This window comes from Streptomyces sp. NPDC001920 (genome assembly GCF_053594495.1).
Genome location: NZ_JBSFEP010000013.1, coordinates 132,119 through 146,938 on the forward strand (window position 1 = coordinate 132,119; position 14,820 = coordinate 146,938).

17 protein-coding genes and 5 tRNA genes are annotated in these 14,820 nt (G+C 69.4%); 5 read left to right on the forward strand and 17 right to left on the reverse strand.

Annotated elements, in window-relative coordinates; all coding sequences use genetic code 11:
- The first annotated feature begins 16 nt into the window (after window positions 1-16).
- Window positions 17-526 (forward strand): DUF3515 domain-containing protein, encoded by a 510-nt coding sequence (locus ACWCPI_RS23165; protein WP_451039893.1) that lies wholly within the window; start codon window positions 17-19, stop codon window positions 524-526.
- Window positions 527-538: 12 nt separating this feature from the next.
- Here ACWCPI_RS23165 and ACWCPI_RS23170 read toward each other — a convergent pair whose 3' ends face one another.
- From ACWCPI_RS23170 to ACWCPI_RS23180, 3 genes are all read right to left on the reverse strand, one after another.
- Entirely contained in the window at window positions 539-1,696 is a 1,158-nt protein-coding gene (locus ACWCPI_RS23170; protein ID WP_451039894.1) for a D-alanine--D-alanine ligase family protein, read from the reverse strand.
- Window positions 1,697-1,776: 80 nt separating this feature from the next.
- Window positions 1,777-2,787, reverse strand: coding sequence for an NAD(P)H-dependent glycerol-3-phosphate dehydrogenase (locus ACWCPI_RS23175; protein WP_451039895.1), 1,011 nt, complete (start codon window positions 2,785-2,787; stop codon window positions 1,777-1,779).
- A complete protein-coding gene (locus tag ACWCPI_RS23180) occupies window positions 2,784-3,572 on the reverse strand; it encodes a lysophospholipid acyltransferase family protein (protein ID WP_451039896.1) in 789 nt (262 codons plus the stop codon). Before ACWCPI_RS23180 ends, ACWCPI_RS23175 begins: the two co-directional genes overlap by 4 nt.
- Before the next feature lie 169 nt (window positions 3,573-3,741).
- On the opposite strand from ACWCPI_RS23180, the gene cofC reads away from it, so the two are divergent.
- Window positions 3,742-4,380: a 2-phospho-L-lactate guanylyltransferase gene (gene cofC, locus ACWCPI_RS23185; protein ID WP_451039897.1), complete on the forward strand. Its 639-nt coding sequence runs from the start codon at window positions 3,742-3,744 to the stop codon at window positions 4,378-4,380.
- Between the two features lie 120 nt (window positions 4,381-4,500).
- Window positions 4,501-4,704, forward strand: coding sequence for a hypothetical protein (locus tag ACWCPI_RS23190; RefSeq protein WP_388800977.1), 204 nt, complete (start codon window positions 4,501-4,503; stop codon window positions 4,702-4,704).
- A 78-nt stretch (window positions 4,705-4,782) separates the two neighbouring features.
- On the opposite strand, the gene ACWCPI_RS23195 is transcribed toward ACWCPI_RS23190, so the two are convergent.
- The 4 genes from ACWCPI_RS23195 to leuC all read right to left on the reverse strand — a co-directional run bounded on the left by ACWCPI_RS23195 (window position 4,783) and on the right by leuC (window position 8,101).
- Window positions 4,783-5,424, reverse strand: coding sequence for an HU family DNA-binding protein (locus ACWCPI_RS23195; RefSeq protein WP_451039898.1), 642 nt, complete (start codon window positions 5,422-5,424; stop codon window positions 4,783-4,785).
- A gap of 137 nt (window positions 5,425-5,561) precedes the next feature.
- The gene (locus ACWCPI_RS23200; RefSeq protein ID WP_093910159.1) at window positions 5,562-5,792 is read right to left on the reverse strand and encodes an SCO5555 family protein; all 231 of its coding nucleotides are present in this window, start codon (window positions 5,790-5,792) and stop codon (window positions 5,562-5,564) included.
- A gap of 278 nt (window positions 5,793-6,070) precedes the next feature.
- Window positions 6,071-6,664, reverse strand: a complete 594-nt coding sequence (gene leuD, locus ACWCPI_RS23205) for a 3-isopropylmalate dehydratase small subunit (protein WP_451039899.1) — start codon at window positions 6,662-6,664, stop codon at window positions 6,071-6,073.
- A gap of 6 nt (window positions 6,665-6,670) precedes the next feature.
- Complete coding sequence (gene leuC / locus ACWCPI_RS23210; RefSeq protein ID WP_019755406.1) at window positions 6,671-8,101, reverse strand: 3-isopropylmalate dehydratase large subunit; 1,431 nt, start codon at window positions 8,099-8,101, stop codon at window positions 6,671-6,673.
- A 201-nt stretch (window positions 8,102-8,302) separates the two neighbouring features.
- Between leuC and ndgR the strand changes: the two genes are divergently transcribed.
- Window positions 8,303-9,019, forward strand: coding sequence for an IclR family transcriptional regulator NdgR (ndgR, locus tag ACWCPI_RS23215; RefSeq protein ID WP_388800988.1), 717 nt, complete (start codon window positions 8,303-8,305; stop codon window positions 9,017-9,019).
- An 85-nt stretch (window positions 9,020-9,104) separates the two neighbouring features.
- Here ndgR and ACWCPI_RS23220 read toward each other — a convergent pair whose 3' ends face one another.
- Window positions 9,105-9,626 (reverse strand): DUF4188 domain-containing protein, encoded by a 522-nt coding sequence (locus tag ACWCPI_RS23220; protein ID WP_451039900.1) that lies wholly within the window; start codon window positions 9,624-9,626, stop codon window positions 9,105-9,107.
- A gap of 88 nt (window positions 9,627-9,714) precedes the next feature.
- On the opposite strand from ACWCPI_RS23220, the gene ACWCPI_RS23225 reads away from it, so the two are divergent.
- Window positions 9,715-10,368 carry a MerR family transcriptional regulator gene (locus ACWCPI_RS23225; RefSeq protein WP_451039901.1) on the forward strand — a complete coding sequence of 218 codons (654 nt, stop codon included), beginning with the start codon at window positions 9,715-9,717 and terminating at the stop codon, window positions 10,366-10,368.
- A gap of 56 nt (window positions 10,369-10,424) precedes the next feature.
- Here the strand turns inward: ACWCPI_RS23225 and ACWCPI_RS23230 are convergent.
- The 9 genes from ACWCPI_RS23230 to ACWCPI_RS23270 all read right to left on the reverse strand — a co-directional run bounded on the left by ACWCPI_RS23230 (window position 10,425) and on the right by ACWCPI_RS23270 (window position 14,687).
- A tRNA-Glu gene (locus ACWCPI_RS23230) sits at window positions 10,425-10,497 on the reverse strand.
- Window positions 10,498-10,541: 44 nt separating this feature from the next.
- Window positions 10,542-10,613, reverse strand: a tRNA-Gln gene (locus ACWCPI_RS23235).
- Window positions 10,614-10,633: 20 nt separating this feature from the next.
- Window positions 10,634-10,706: transfer RNA gene (locus tag ACWCPI_RS23240), tRNA-Glu, on the reverse strand.
- 62 nt (window positions 10,707-10,768) lie between these two features.
- Window positions 10,769-10,841, reverse strand: a tRNA-Glu gene (locus tag ACWCPI_RS23245).
- Between the two features lie 21 nt (window positions 10,842-10,862).
- Window positions 10,863-10,934: transfer RNA gene (locus ACWCPI_RS23250), tRNA-Gln, on the reverse strand.
- A gap of 92 nt (window positions 10,935-11,026) precedes the next feature.
- Window positions 11,027-11,758, reverse strand: a complete 732-nt coding sequence (locus tag ACWCPI_RS23255) for an HAD family hydrolase (protein WP_451039902.1) — start codon at window positions 11,756-11,758, stop codon at window positions 11,027-11,029.
- 52 nt (window positions 11,759-11,810) lie between these two features.
- Window positions 11,811-12,224 carry a hypothetical protein gene (locus ACWCPI_RS23260; RefSeq protein ID WP_451039903.1) on the reverse strand — a complete coding sequence of 138 codons (414 nt, stop codon included), beginning with the start codon at window positions 12,222-12,224 and terminating at the stop codon, window positions 11,811-11,813.
- A gap of 209 nt (window positions 12,225-12,433) precedes the next feature.
- Entirely contained in the window at window positions 12,434-13,918 is a 1,485-nt protein-coding gene (gene gltX / locus ACWCPI_RS23265) for a glutamate--tRNA ligase (protein ID WP_451039904.1), read from the reverse strand.
- Window positions 13,902-14,687: a fumarylacetoacetate hydrolase family protein gene (locus ACWCPI_RS23270; protein WP_451039905.1), complete on the reverse strand. Its 786-nt coding sequence runs from the start codon at window positions 14,685-14,687 to the stop codon at window positions 13,902-13,904. The genes gltX and ACWCPI_RS23270 overlap by 17 nt, the downstream gene beginning before the upstream one ends.
- Window positions 14,688-14,820 lie beyond the last annotated feature (133 nt).

Here is a 14,820-nt window from a genome sequence, read left to right on the forward strand (position 1 = left end):
CGTCTACCCTTGGCCGGTGAACTCTTTCCGTCACCGGCGCACTTCCGCCCTCGGGTTGCCCGCGCTCGTCCTGCTGATCACCGCCGCGGGCTGCTCATCAGCAGACGGCAGCGCGACCGCGGCGGTTCCCAGCCCCAGCGCGAAGACCACGAAGTTGTGCCGGAACCTGGACAAGGTACTGCCGGCCGAGGTGGACGGTGAGAGCCGGGAGGATCCCTCGCCTCGGTCCGCGCTGACCGCCGGGTGGGGGGACGCGGCGATCATACTGCGGTGCGGTGTCACGCGGCCCCCCAAGATGCTCGATCCCAAGGTGGCCGAGGGCCGGGACCCGGACGCGGTGCCCGGTGGCGTGAACGGCGTCCGGTGGCTGATGGAGAAGCGCGACGACGGGGGGTACCGCTTCACCTCCGCGTTGCGGCGCGCCTACGTCGAGGTCACCGTGGAAGAGGGCCGGGACAGTTCGAGCGTGCTCATCGATCTGGCGTCGGCCGTCAAGAAGGCGATCCCCACGGGGATCGCCGACTGAACCGCGCGGACGTCACCTGAGCCCGGTGGACCGCCGCAGCGCCGCCTGGATCAGCATGTCCACCAGGTCCGGGTAGCTGATCCCGCTCGCCTGCCACATCTGCGGGTACATCGAGATCGGGGTGAACCCGGGCATGGTGTTGATCTCGTTGATCACGAACTCCCCGTCCTCGGTGAGGAAGAAGTCCGCGCGCACCAGGCCCTCGCACGAGGCCGCCTCGAAGGCGTCCACCGCCAGGCGCTGCACCTCGGCCGTCTCCTGAGGCGTCAGCGGCGCCGGGACGATGCCGGGCGTGGAGTCGATGTACTTGGCCTCGAAGTCGTAGTACGCGTGCGCGTCCGGCGGCGGGATCTCCGCGGGGACGGAGGCACGCGGGCCGTCCTCGAACTCCAGCACCCCGCACTCGATCTCCCGGCCGCGCAGTGCCGCCTCGACGAGGATCTTCGGGTCGTGCCGCTGTGCCTCGGCGATCGCCTCGTCCAGGCCGGACAGGTCGTCGACCTTGGTGATGCCGATGGACGAGCCCGCGCGCGCGGGCTTCACGAAGAGCGGCCAGCCATGGTCGCCGGCGAGGTCGATGATCTTCTTGCGGGCGGCGGACTCGTCCTGCTCCCACTCACGCGGCCGGATCACCACGTACGGGCCCACCTTGAGCCCGAAGGAGGTGAACACCCGCTTCATGTACTCCTTGTCCTGGCCGACGGCCGAGGCGAGCACGCCCGAGCCGACGTACGGCACTCCGGAGAGCTCCAGGAGGCCCTGGAGGGTGCCGTCCTCGCCGTAGGGGCCGTGGAGCACCGGGAAGACCACGTCGATCTCACCGAGCGCCTTGGGCACCGATCCGGGCTCGCTGTAGACCACTTCGCGGTTGGCCGGGTCCACGGGAAGCACGACGCCGCCCTCGCTGGACTCGGCCAGTTCCTCGACGTTGGGCGTACGGCGCTCGGTGATCGCCATGCGTTCCGGTTCGTCCGCGGTGAGCACCCAGCGGCCGCTCTGCGTGATGCCGATCGGCAGGACGTCGTACTTGGTCCGGTCGATCGCGCGCAGCACGGCGCCGGCGGTGACCATGGAGATGCCGTGCTCGGAGCTGCGACCGCCGAACACGACGGCAACCCGCGGCTTGCGCGAAGGCCGGTCAGGGCTCTGGGGGAGGTTCTCGGTGCTCATATCGCGTTGAGCGTACCCGCCCGTAGGGTCCGAGTCAGCGTCCGGAGGGTGGGGTTCGCTCAGCGTCGCCCGGGCTTCGCTCAGCGTCGCTCCGGCTTGGCGCTGCGCGACATCAGCTCCTTGAGGGCGACCACCGGAGGCTTGCTCTCGTGCACGATGCCGACGACGGTCTCCGTGATCGGCATGTCGACACCGTGCCTGCGGGCCAGATCCAGCACCGACTCGCAGGACTTGACGCCCTCGGCGGTCTGCTTGGTGACGGCGATGGTCTCCTGGAGGGTCATGCCCTTGCCGAGGTTGGTGCCGAAGGTGTGGTTGCGCGACAGCGGCGAGGAGCAGGTGGCCACCAGGTCGCCGAGGCCGGCGAGACCGGAGAACGTCAGCGGGTCGGCGCCCAGCGCCATCCCGAGCCTCGTCGTCTCCGCGAGGCCGCGGGTGATGAGCGAGCCCTTGGCGTTGTCGCCGAGGCCCATGCCGTCCGCGATGCCGACGGCGAGCCCGATGACGTTCTTCACAGCTCCGCCGAGTTCGCAACCCACCACGTCCGTATTGGTGTACGGACGGAAGTACGGCGTGTGGCAGGCGGCCTGGAGGCGCTGGGCGACGGCCTCGTCGGTGCAGGCGACCACGGCGGCGGCGGGCATCCGCGCGGCGATCTCCCGGGCGAGGTTGGGGCCGGTGACCACGGCGATGCGGTCCGAACCGACCTTGGCGACATCCTCGATGACCTCGCTCATCCGCATCGCGGAGCCCAGCTCGACGCCCTTCATCAGCGAGACGAGGGTCGTGCCGGGCGCGAGCAGCGGGGTCCATTCGGCGAGGTTGCCGCGCAGCGTCTGCGAGGGGATGGCGAGGACGGTGAAGTCGGCGTCGTGCGCTGCTTCGGCGGCGTCCGGGGTGGCGCGCAGGTTCTCGGGCAGTTCGACGCCGGGGAGGTAGTCCGGGTTCGTCCGCGTGGAGTTGACCGCTTCCGCGAGGTCGGCGCGACGGGCCCAGAGGGTCACCTCGCACCCCGCGTCGGCGAGGACCATGCCGAAGGCGGTGCCCCACGACCCGGTGCCCATGACGGCCGCCTTGACGGGCTTGCTCACGTACCCTGCCCCTCTTCCTGCTCGGCCTTCGCCACTTGCGCCTGCCGGTTCTGCGCGGCGGTCCTGCGCCGCTGTTCGATGCGCTCCCGGCGCGGGTCGTACGGCGTCTCGGGCGCCTTCTCGCCGCGGATCTCCTCCAGCTGGCGGGTGATGGCGGCCATGATGACCTCGGTCGCCTCCTTCAGCAGCTCCGGGGTCATCTCCTTGCCGTAGAAACGCGTCAGGTCCACGGGCGGGCCCGCGAGGACCCGGTGGGTCTTGCGCGGAAGGATGTTGGGTTTCTTCGCGTACGGCGGCAGCAGCTCGTTGGCGCCCCACTGCGCGACCGGGATCACCGGGCACCTGGTCTGCAGGGCGACCCGTGCGGCACCGGTCTTGGCGGTCATGGGCCACTGGTCCGGGTCGCGGGTGAGGGTGCCCTCCGGGTAGAACGCGACGCACTCACCGCGCTCCACGGCGGCGATCGCGGCCCGGAAGGCGCTCAGCGCGTCCGTGGTCTCCCGGTAGACGGGGATCTGACCGGTGCCGCGCATCGCGGCGCCGATGAATCCCTTCTTGAAAAGCCCGCTCTTCGCGAGGAATCGCGGCACCCGGCCGGTGTTGTACTGAAAGTGCGCGTATGCGAAGGGATCGATGTGCGAATTGTGGTTCACCGCGGTGATAAATCCGCCCTCGGCCGGAATGTGCTCCATTCCGCGCCAGTCCCGCTTGATCAGAACCACCAGCGGCGGTTTGCAGATCACCGCGGCGAAGCGGTACCAGAAGCCGATTCTGCGGCGGGGCACGCGGACACCTTCCTCTAGGGATCAATGACATCGGGCCGGGGGGCCGCACAAGTGTCGCCCCAGGCCGCCGGTCTGTCGAGAACACCGTACGCCCCGCCGCCCCGGCCGCCGGATGCCCCTGGCGACTGCTGAGTGACAATGACCGCGACTGGAGAGGGACGAAACGCTCGTGCAATGGACCTTGGTCATACCCGTGAAGCCCTTGGCGCGGGCGAAGAGCAGGCTGTCGGACACCGCCACGGACGGGCTGCGGCCCGGCCTCGCCCTGGCGTTCGCGCAGGACACCGTGGCCGCGGCGCTGGCCTGCCCGGCGGTGAAGGATGTGGCTGTCGTCACGGGCGACGCCCTGGCCGGCCGTGAGCTGGGCGGACTGGGCGCGCACATCGTCCCCGACGAGCCCGGCGGTGGCCTGAACGCGGCGCTGGAGCACGCGGCGGCGGCCGTACGCGCGTCCCGCCCCGACGGCGCCGTGGCCGCCCTGAACGCGGACCTCCCGGCACTGCGCCCTCTGGAACTGGCCCGGGTCCTGGACGCGGCCGCGGAATTCCCCCGCGCATTCCTCCCGGACGCGGCAGCGCTGGGCACGACCCTGCTGGCCGCGGCCCCGGGCCGGGAACTGCTTCCCGCGTTCGGCGAGGACTCCCGGGCCCGTCACCGCGCCTCCGGGGCGGTGGAGCTGCCCCTCGACGACGTGGACTCCGTACGCCAGGACGTGGACACGGGAGACGACCTGCGCTCCGCGTTGGCCCTGGGCGTAGGCCCGCGTACAGCGGCGATGGCGGCCCGGCTGCTGATCGGGGAACAGTAGCCCACTCCCCCGAAGCGGCGCGGGGAACCCGGGCGAGCGGCCATCGGCGTCCGCGCCCGGCAGGGAGACGAAGAGCCCCACGGCGCGCCCTCTCACCCGGCGGACACTAGGCTGACCGCCATGCAGGCCACCGCTTACACCTACGACGCCGGATCCCGCACCGGCAGCGTGCTCCTGGACGACGGCACCCCCGTCCCCTTCGACGCCCCGGCCTTCGACGCGGGCGGCCTGCGGCTGCTGCGTCCCGGGCAGCGGGTCCGCATCGAGACGGCGGGCGAGGGCGAGTCCCTGCGGATCACGCTCGTGACACTGCAGACGTTCTGAGCGGGCACCGCATCCCGAACACGCCGCGGGCCGGACTCCCCACGGAGTCCGGCCCGGCGCGTGAGTGCCCCAGCGTTCCTACCTCTTGCGAGCGGTGGCCTTCTTGGCCGTGGTCTTGCGAGCCGTCGACTTCTTGGCGGGCGCCTTCTTGGCGGTCGCCTTCTTCGCCGGGGCCTTCTTGGCCGTCGCCTTCTTGGCGGTGGTCTTCTTCGCCGCGGTGGTCTTGGCGGCCGTCGTGGTCTTCTTCGCCGGCGCCTTCTTCGCGGTGGTCTTCTTCGCCGCGGCCGTGGTCTTCTTCGCGGTCGTCTTCTTCGCGGTCGTCTTCTTCGCGGCGGCCTTGGTGGTCTTCTTGGCGGCGGCCTTCTTGACCGTGGCCGAGGCGCCACCGGTCAGACTGCCCTTGGGCGCCTTCTTCACCGAGACCTCGCCGCCCCGCGGGAGCTTCTTCGAGCCGCTCACCAGGTCCTTGAAGCCCTGACCGGCACGGAAGCGGGGAACCGAGGTCTTCTTGACCCGAACCCGCTCGCCCGTCTGGGGGTTGCGGGCGTAACGGGCCGGACGGTCGACCTTCTCGAACGAACCGAAGCCGGTGACGGAGACCCGCTCACCGGCGACGACCGCGCGGACGATGGCGTCCAGTACGTGGTCGACAGCATCGGCGGCCTGCTGGCGGCCGCCCATCTTGTCGGCAATCGCTTCTACGAGCTGCGCCTTGTTCACGTCTTCCCCTTCGGAGACATCGCCAGAACGAAAGTGTTCAAGCTTTTTCGCACGTTAGGCAGATATATACCGCAAATCAAACACGAAACGGGCTAATCACCCTTGTGCCGCAACAGACTCGACTGTCTCGAAGGTGTTCAGCGTTCCTCTTCGGGGAATCGCCCCGCGTCGAGGTCCGCGATGAACCGCTCCAGACGCCTTGTCGCTTCGGCGACGTCGTGCTTGGCCGCGGCCGTAATGACCAGCAGCTTCCGGGTCAGCGCCATCCGTACGCCCTCCGGGACTTGCAGTGCGCGCACCCTTGTGTGCGCTTCCTTGAGTTGGTCCGCGACTGCCGCATAGAGCTCGAGTTGGCCGTCGTGTTCCATGCACAGATTGTGCCATCTGGGGCGAGTTGTCGCCTGCCAGGGGTGCAACTCCGGCCTCAAATGGCCTTCCGGGCACTTGCGAAAGCCGCGGGCATGAGACTCGCGTACCCCGGTAACACCCTGCGTAACGTGGGAAGTTGAACTTGATTCGAACCGGAGCAGGGCCGTTCGGGTGCAGACATGGCAGTACCCCCGATCGGAGCTGATCGGGGGTACTGCGTGAGTGTCGCGGTGGCCGAAAGTCGCCTTGCGCCGAACCTCCGGACCGGCCTTTCGGATCAGGTCTGAAGCGTGCGCGGCTTGAAGGAGGGACGCTTCGCCTCGTAGGCCGCGATGTCGGCCTCGTTCTGGAGGGTGATCGAGATGTCGTCGAGGCCGTTCAGCAGCCGCCAGCGGGAGTTCTCGTCCAGCTCGAAGGAGGCGGTGATGCCCTCGGCCCGCACCTCACGAGCCTCAAGGTCCACAGTGACCTCAGCGGTCGCGTCCTTCTCCGTGAGCTCCCAGAGCGCGTCCACGATCTTCTGCTCCAGAACCACCGTGAGCAGGCCGTTCTTGAGCGAGTTGCCACGGAAGATGTCGGCGAAGCGGGAGGAGATCACGGTCTTGAAGCCGTAGTTCTGCAGCGCCCAGACCGCGTGCTCACGAGAGGAACCGGTACCGAAGTCGGGACCGGCGACCAGGACCGTCGCGCCCTGCCGCTCGGGCTGGTTGAGGATGAAGCTCTCGTCCTTGCGCCAGGCCTCGAACAGCCCGTCCTCGAACCCGTCCCGAGTCACCTTCTTCAGCCAGTGAGCAGGGATGATCTGGTCGGTGTCGACGTTGGAGCGGCGCAGCGGGACGGCCCGGCCGGTGTGCTTGGTGAATGCTTCCATGACTTCTCAGACTCCAGCGGGCGTACGGGTCTCGGCGTCGGACAGGTCGGCCGGGGAGGCGAGGTGGCCCAGGACCGCGGTGGCCGCCGCGACCTGCGGCGACACCAGGTGGGTACGGCCGCCCTTGCCCTGCCGGCCCTCGAAGTTGCGGTTGGAGGTGGACGCGGAGCGCTCACCCGGGGCCAGCTGGTCCGGGTTCATGCCCAGGCACATCGAGCAGCCCGCGTGCCGCCACTCGGCCCCGGCCTCCTTGAAGACGACGTCCAGGCCCTCGGAGACGGCCTGCAGACCCACCCGCGCGGAGCCCGGGACGACCAGCATCCGTACGCCGTCGGCGACTTTGCGGCCCTTCACGAGCTCGGCCGCGGCGCGCAGGTCCTCGATGCGCCCGTTGGTGCAGGAGCCTACGAAGACGGTGTCCACCTTGATGGAGCGCAGCGGCTGACCGGCCTCCAACCCCATGTACTCCAGGGCCTTTTCGGCGGCGAGGCGCTCCGAAGCGTCTTCGTACGAAGCCGGGTCGGGGACGGACGCCGAAAGCGGAGCGCCCTGGCCCGGGTTGGTGCCCCAGGTGACGAACGGCGACAGTTCGGCGGCCTCGATGACGACCTCGGCGTCGAACTCGGCGTCCTCGTCCGTCTTCAGCGTCTTCCAGTACGCGACGGCCGCGTCCCAGTCCTCGCCCTCGGGGGCGTGCGGACGGCCCTTGAGGTACTCGAAGGTGGTCTCGTCGGGGGCGATCATGCCCGCCCGGGCGCCGGCCTCGATCGACATGTTGCAGATGGTCATGCGGGCCTCCATCGAGAGCTTCTCGATGGCCTCGCCGCGGTACTCCAGGACATAGCCCTGGCCGCCGCCCGTACCGATCCTGGCGATGATCGCCAGGATCAGGTCCTTGGCGGTGACGCCCTCGGGCAGTTCGCCGTTGACCGTGATGGCCATGGTCTTCGGACGGGCCATGGGCAGCGTCTGGGTGGCCAGCACGTGCTCCACCTGGGAGGTGCCGATGCCGAACGCCAGACCGCCGAAGGCGCCGTGCGTGGAGGTGTGCGAGTCACCGCAGACGACGGTCATGCCGGGCTGGGTCAGACCCAGCTGCGGGCCGACGACGTGCACGACGCCCTGCTCGACGTCACCGAGCGGGTGCAGACGCACGCCGAACTCGGCGGCGTTCTTGCGCAGCGTCTCCAGCTGGACCCGGGAGACCGGGTCGGCGATGGGCTTGTCGATGTCGAGGGTCGGGGTGTTGTGGTCCTCGGTGGCGATGGTCAGGTCGAGCCGGCGCACCGTGCGACCGCTCTTGCGAAGGCCGTCGAAGGCCTGCGGGCTGGTCACCTCGTGCAGCAGGTGCAGATCGATGAAGAGGAGGTCGGGCTCGCCCTCGGCGCGCCGGACGACGTGGTCGTCCCAGACCTTCTCCGCGAGTGTCCTACCCATCGCTTTCCCTCCGGCCGGCATACGGTCCACCGGCCCAACTAGAGATCTTGAGAAGGCGACCGGCGCCCGCGCCCCTGCTTCCGGGCGTCCGCCGCCGGGCCCGTCCTGTTCACGGGCCGCCCTGCCTTCGTTCTTCCAGAGTGGCGTGTTCCACGGAAAATTGAACTTGCGTTTCACAGAGTGAGACGCGAGTATCGTTGCATGGACAACAGTAGCGGCGTCGGCGTTCTGGACAAGGCAGCCCTTGTCCTGAGCGCCCTGGAGTCCGGTCCGGCCACCCTCGCGGGGCTCGTCTCGGCCACCGGATTGGCACGACCCACGGCCCATCGACTGGCCGTGGCCCTCGAACACCACCGCATGGTGGCGCGTGACATGCAGGGCCGTTTCATTCTCGGCCCCCGGCTCGCGGAGCTGGCCGCGGCGGCCGGTGAGGACCGCCTCCTCGCCACGGCGGGCCCGGTCCTCACCCACCTGCGGGACGTCACCGGCGAGAGCGCGCAGCTCTACCGCCGCCAGGGCGACATGCGCATCTGCGTCGCGGCGGCGGAGCGTCTGTCCGGTCTTCGGGACACGGTCCCGGTCGGCTCGACGCTCACGATGAAGGCGGGCTCCTCCGCGCAGATCCTCATGGCCTGGGAGGAGCCGGAGCGCCTGCACCGGGGCCTGCAGGGCGCCCGTTTCACGGCCACCGCGCTCTCCGGCGTACGACGCCGGGGCTGGGCCCAGTCGATCGGTGAGCGCGAGCCGGGCGTCGCGTCCGTCTCCGCGCCCGTACGCGGCCCGTCGAACCGGGTGGTGGCCGCCGTATCGGTCTCCGGTCCCATCGAGCGCCTCACCCGCCACCCCGGCCGCATGCACGCCCAGGCGGTCATCGACGCCGCCTCCCGCCTGTCCGAGGCCCTGCGCCGCTCGGGCTGAGCCCGGGCGCCCTCACGGGAACGTCACCGGGGAGGACCCGCCTCAACGCCGCGGCGGGCCCTCCCCGTCCCCCGATCCCCCCGGCTCACCGGGTCTCTTCGGCCGCTTCGGCGGCCGGCCGGTACGCATACCGGTCCTTCGCACGGCGCCCGCGCCTCTCGACCGGCACCTGCCCGTGCGCCGCCGCGAGCCCGAAGGCCGGCATGTCCGCGTAGATCGACTCGTACGCCCCCTCGGGCACCACGTAGGCCTCGTGCCAGATCCCGACGTGTCCACGCGCCCTTCCCGCCCGCTCCTTGCGGTTGACGATCCCCCACACGCGGTGGTGGAACATCTCCGGCGCGGTGGCGTACGCGTACAGCTTCTCCTTGGACTCCCAGTACTGGACGACGTAGTACGTCCGCGGCGAGGCCGCGAGCAACACGCGCCCCAGCAGCCCCCGGTCGCCGTCCCGCGCAAGCTCCCCAAGCATGCGGAACATCGACAGCATGACCGGCAGCCACTGGTGCACCGCCCAGAAGCGGTTGATCCGCATCCCGATGAGCAGGACCACCACTTCGCCTTCGGCGTCCGCGGTCGTACGTCCCGGCACCGGTTTCGCGAACATGGCGGCCCCCTGGCTCCCCGTCGGATAGCGGCACTATCCTTCTGAGCGATGCTTGGATAGTGGCACTTCCCAAGGAGAGGCGCAAGAGATGCGGCTGGCCGAACTCAGCGAGCGCAGTGGGGTGCCCATCGCGACGATCAAGTACTACCTGCGCGAAGGGCTGTTGGAGCCCGGCCGCCAGATCAACGCCCGCACCGCGGAGTACGACGAGGAGCATCTGCGCCGGCTCCGTCTGGTGCGCGCGATGATCCAGGTCGGCCGCGTGCCGGTGGCCACGGTCCGCGAGGTCCTCGGGCACGTCGACGACGACTCCCTGCCCCGTACGATCCGGATGGGCGCGGCACTGTGGGCGTTGCCACAGGTCCGCGAACCGGACGAGGACGACGAGTTCGTGCGGTCCGCCCACGACGCGGCGGACCGGCTGCTGGAGTCCCTGGGCTGGTCGAACGCCCAGTCCCTGGTGACCATCTCGCCCTCCTACCGCTCACTGGTGGTGGCCATGGCCGCCCTCAGACGCCTCGGTTACGAATGGGACCCTCAACTGCTGCTGGAGTACGCCCGGTTGATGCACGGGGCGGCCGTCCTCGACCTGGACTTCGTGGAGACCCACGCCTCGGAGGCGGAGAAGGTCGAGACGGCGGTCCTGGGGGCGATCCTGGTCGAGCCGATGCTCCAGGCCCTGCACCGGCTGGCCCAGGAGGAGGAGTCGGCACGGCGGTACGGCTTCGGCGAGCAGTCCTGACGGACGGGACAGGGCACGACGAAGGCCCCCCACCGAAGTGGAGGGCCTTCACTGTGTACCCCCGACCGGATTCGAACCGGCGCTACCGCCTTGAGAGGGCGGCGTGCTAGGCCGCTACACAACGGGGGCATGGAGCCTGCAGGCGTTCAGTACTGCACCGCCGCAGGTCCGAGCTGGTCTACCTGGACTCGAACCAAGACTAACTGAACCAGAATCAGTCGTGCTGCCAATTACACCATAGACCAATGTGGTTTAGACCAGTCAGTACCCCCGACCGGATTCGAACCGGCGCTACCGCCTTGAGAGGGCGGCGTGCTAGGCCGCTACACAACGGGGGCCCTAGCGATCCTGCATCGAGGTCGGCGGGAGCTACCCTGACCATCCTCGCGGGAAGGATCTGTACCCCCGACCGGATTCGAACCGGCGCTACTGCCTTGAGAGGGCAGCGTGCTAGGCCGCTACACAACGGGGGCTTTGCAGATGAGCTCTGCGAGCTGGCCTACCTGGACTCGAACCAAGACTAACTGAACCAGAATCAGTCGTGCTGCCAATTACACCATAGGCCACTGGAACGCAAGCCCCAGAGGGGATCTTGTTCTAGTTCGCTCCCCCGGGATTCCGGCCTTTCGGCCCGCTCCCCGGCGGCGCAGGAAGAACATTACCCGAAGGTGGACGGGGCTCCAAAACGGGTATCCGCGCCGAGGAGCGCGGGGAGTTCGGAGAGGGACGCGATCCGGTGCGGTCCGCCGGGGCCGTCGTCGCCGGTGTACACGCCGTCACGGTCGATCCACACCGACAGCAGCCCGGCCTGCGCCGCACCGCGGCCGTCGATCTCCGGGTGGTCACCGACGTACGCGACGTCGTGCGGGGCCAGGTCGAGGGCGTCGCAGGCCGCGTGGAAGGCGCCGGCCTCCGGCTTGGAGACGCCGAGCTCGGCGGCGCACAGGATCGCCTCGAACCGGTCGTACACACCGAGCACGCGCAGCTTGCGGTCCTGGACGTGGATGCTGGAGTTGGACAGCACCGCGTGCCGGTGGCTGGCCGCGAGGGCGTCCAGGACCGGCAGGACGTCGGGGAAGAGGGCCCAGGCGGTCTCGTAGTGCGTGAGGTAGCGCTGGAACCAGGCGTCGGCATCGTCGTCGGTCAGCTCCTCGCCCAGGAAGACGCGCACCCGGTCGCGGCGCTGCCCTTCGAAGGAGACCTCGCCCGCGGAGAACCTCGTCCACTGGACGTCGGTGACCTCCCGCCAGCGCGCGAGGGCCTGCTGGACGCCGTCGTACGCGTCCAGCAGGCCCTCGGCCATCAGATGCAGGCGCATTCCGGCCCGGTCGGCGCCCGTGTAGTCGAAAAGAGTGTCGTCGACGTCCCAGATCACGGCACGAATGCTCATGACGCGACGGTAGCCTGCGGCACGCGGCCCCGTCCGCCGACCGCACAGAGGACTAGTTGGCCGCGCAGGCCATGCTCCAGCCGCCGTAGGAGCCGCTGACGTAGGCGCCGTTGTCCACGTGGCCGACGCGGTAGTAGAAGCAGGCGTTCTCGTTCATGTCGGTGTCGTAGACGTACGCGTTGTTCAGGTCCCAGCCGGTGTAGCCGCCGGTGTAGTCCACGTGGATCTTGGTGTGGCTGGTGGAGGGAGTGCCGGTCGTGGGGCTCGTGTACTGCAGACGCACGCCCTTGCCGTCGGAGCAGACGTCGAGGAACTTGAAGGTGTCACCGTAGTCGTAGAAGTACACGGCTCCGCAGTTGTCGCTGGACGAGTTCGTGTACGGGGCGGCGTGGGACGCGGTGGCCGTTCCCAGGGTGAGGGCCGAGGCCGCGATGGCCGCGATGGCGAAGCGCCGGGCGTGGGACATGTGACTCCTTGCGATGAGCGCATGGCTACGCGTCACCTGAAGGCAGGTGAGTGTGCGTATTTCGAGGTGGAACTATGCACGACTGATGATCTTCGTACAAGAGTTCGCCAGGAGTTCACGATCACGGGGGCGACGCTCCGCACCCGTCCCGGGGCGCGCATCGGTGAGGGGCGGCAGCCGTGGCTGCCGCCCCTCACCGATGTCACGGGCTACGCCGCCAGCTTCGCCAGCGCCGCGTCGATCCGGGCCAGGGTCGTCTCCTTGCCCAGGACCTCCAGGGACTCGAAGAGGGGCAGGCCGACCGTGCGGCCGGTGACGGCGACGCGGACCGGGGCCTGGGCCTTGCCGAGCTTGAGGCCGTGGGCCTCACCGGCGGCCAGGACGGCCTCCTTCAGGGAGTCCGGGGACGTCCAGTCGGCCGCCTCCAGCTTCTCGCGGGCCGTCCGCAGCAAGGCGTCCGAGCCCTCCTTCATGGCCTTCGTCCAGGACGGCTCGTCGAACACCGGCTCCGGCAGGAACAGGAAGTCGACGTTGTCCGTGATCTCCGACAGCACCTTCAGGCGGGTCTGGGCGTGCGGGGCGATCGCCTGCCACTTCACCTCGTCGAACGCCTCCGGGGCCCACGGGGCGAAGGGGGCCTGGAGCCACGGGCGGCACCGCTCGGTGAAGTCCTTCACATCCAGCATGCGGATGTGGTCGCCGTTGATCGACTCGCACTTCTTGAGGTCGAAGCGGGCCGGGTTCGGGTTCACGTCCGCGATGTCGAAGGCCGCGACCATCTCGCCCGTGGTGAAGATGTCCTGGTCGGCGGAGAGCGACCAGCCGAGCAGCGAGAGGTAGTTGAGCAGGCCCTCCGGCAGGAAGCCGCGCTCGCGGTAGAGGTTGAGCGAGGACTGCGGGTCGCGCTTGGAGAGCTTCTTGTTGCCCTCGCCCATCACGTACGGCAGGTGGCCGAAGGCCGGGATCCGCTTGGCGATGCCGAGTTCGGTCAGTGCCTTGTAGAGGGCGATCTGTCGAGGCGTGGAGGAGAGCAGGTCCTCGCCGCGCAGGACGTGGGTGATCTCCATCAGGGCGTCGTCGACCGGGTTGACCAGCGTGTACAGCGGGGCGCCGTTCGCACGGACGATGCCGTAGTCCGGGACGTTCTCCGGAGTGAAGGTCAGTTCGCCGCGGACCAGGTCCGTGAAGGTGATCGTCTCGTCGGGCATGCGGAAGCGGACGATCGGGGTGCGGCCCTGGGCCTTGTACTCCTCGACCTGCGCCTCGGACAGGTCCCGGCAGTGGCCGTCGTAGCCGGAGGGCTTGCCGGCGGCGCGAGCGGCCTCGCGGCGGGCGTCCAGCTCCTCCTGGGAGCAGTAGCAGCGGTAGGCGTAGCCGCCGTCCAGGAGCTTGGCCGCGACGTCCTTGTAGAGGTCCATGCGCTGCGACTGGCGGTACGGCGCGTGCGGGCCGCCGATCTCGGGGCCCTCGTCCCAGTCGAAGCCCAGCCAGCGCATCGAGTCGAGCAGCTGCTGGTACGACTCCTCCGAGTCGCGGGCCGCGTCGGTGTCCTCGATGCGGAAGACCAGGGTGCCCTGGTGGTGCTTGGCGAACGCCCAGTTGAACAGGGCGGTGCGGACCAGGCCCACGTGCGGGTTACCGGTGGGCGAGGGGCAGAAACGTACGCGGACGGGTGCGCTAGCCACGCTTGACAACCTTGTTGGTGAGAGTGCCGATGCCTTCGATGGTGACGGCGACCTCGTCGCCGACGTTGAGGGGGCCGACCCCTGCCGGGGTGCCCGTGAGGATCACGTCGCCCGGGAGCAACGTCATGGCCTCGGAGATGTTGACGATCAGTTCCTCGATGGAGTGGACCATCTCGCTGGTGCGGCCGAGCTGGCGCTGTTCGCCGTTGACGGTGAGCTGGATGGTGAGGTCGGCCGCGGCCTCCAGGGCCAGGCCCGTCTCCACCCAGGGGCCCAGCGGGCAGGAGGTGTCGAAGCCCTTGGCCCGCGCCCACTGCTTCTCGCGCTTCTGCACGTCGCGGGCGGTGATGTCGTTGGCGCAGGTGAAGCCGAAGATCACGTCCTTGACGCGCTCACGCGGGACCTCGCGGCACATACGGCCGATGACGACGGCCAGTTCGGCCTCGTGGTGGAGGTCCTCGGTGAAGGGCGGGTACTGGATCTCGTCGCCGGGGCCGATCACCGAGGTGGACGGCTTGAAGAAGGCGAACGGGGCGTCGGGGACCTCGTTGCCGAGCTCGCGCGCGTGCTCGGCGTAGTTGCGGCCGAACGCCACGACCTTGTTGGGGAGGACCGGCGGCAGCAGCCTGACCTTGCTCAGCGGGACCTTGGTGCCGGAGAGCTCGAAGTCCGCGAACGGGATGCCCTTGATGATGTCGAGGACGAGCTCGTCCGGCCTGTCGCCCTCGACCGCGCCGAAGGCGACGTTCCCGTCGATGGAGAATCTGGCGATGCGCACGGGATCTTGCGCCCCTCACTTGAGCCGGCTGGAGTCTGACGCTCCAGGCTAGCGCGGGGAGGGGCGGGCGCCTCGCGCATCACCGCGGGCGCCCTGACCGCCGTACGACCGGGATCTCGCGGCCGGATGAACG

Excerpts from the sequence above, each read along its gene's own strand:
- ACWCPI_RS23170 (WP_451039894.1), bottom strand. The coding sequence starts at position 1,696 with ATGAGCACCGAGAACCTCCCCCAGAGCCCTGACCGGCCTTCGCGCAAG.
- ACWCPI_RS23190 (WP_388800977.1), top strand. The coding sequence starts at position 4,501 with ATGCAGGCCACCGCTTACACCTACGACGCCGGATCCCGCACCGGCAGC.
- ACWCPI_RS23200 (WP_093910159.1), bottom strand. The coding sequence starts at position 5,792 with ATGGAACACGACGGCCAACTCGAGCTCTATGCGGCAGTCGCGGACCAA.
- leuD (WP_451039899.1), bottom strand. The coding sequence starts at position 6,664 with ATGGAAGCATTCACCAAGCACACCGGCCGGGCCGTCCCGCTGCGCCGC.
- leuC (WP_019755406.1), bottom strand. The coding sequence starts at position 8,101 with ATGGGTAGGACACTCGCGGAGAAGGTCTGGGACGACCACGTCGTCCGG.
- ndgR (WP_388800988.1), top strand. The coding sequence starts at position 8,303 with ATGGACAACAGTAGCGGCGTCGGCGTTCTGGACAAGGCAGCCCTTGTC.
- ACWCPI_RS23220 (WP_451039900.1), bottom strand. The coding sequence starts at position 9,626 with ATGTTCGCGAAACCGGTGCCGGGACGTACGACCGCGGACGCCGAAGGC.
- ACWCPI_RS23225 (WP_451039901.1), top strand. The coding sequence starts at position 9,715 with ATGCGGCTGGCCGAACTCAGCGAGCGCAGTGGGGTGCCCATCGCGACG.
- ACWCPI_RS23255 (WP_451039902.1), bottom strand. The coding sequence starts at position 11,758 with ATGAGCATTCGTGCCGTGATCTGGGACGTCGACGACACTCTTTTCGAC.
- ACWCPI_RS23260 (WP_451039903.1), bottom strand. The coding sequence starts at position 12,224 with ATGTCCCACGCCCGGCGCTTCGCCATCGCGGCCATCGCGGCCTCGGCC.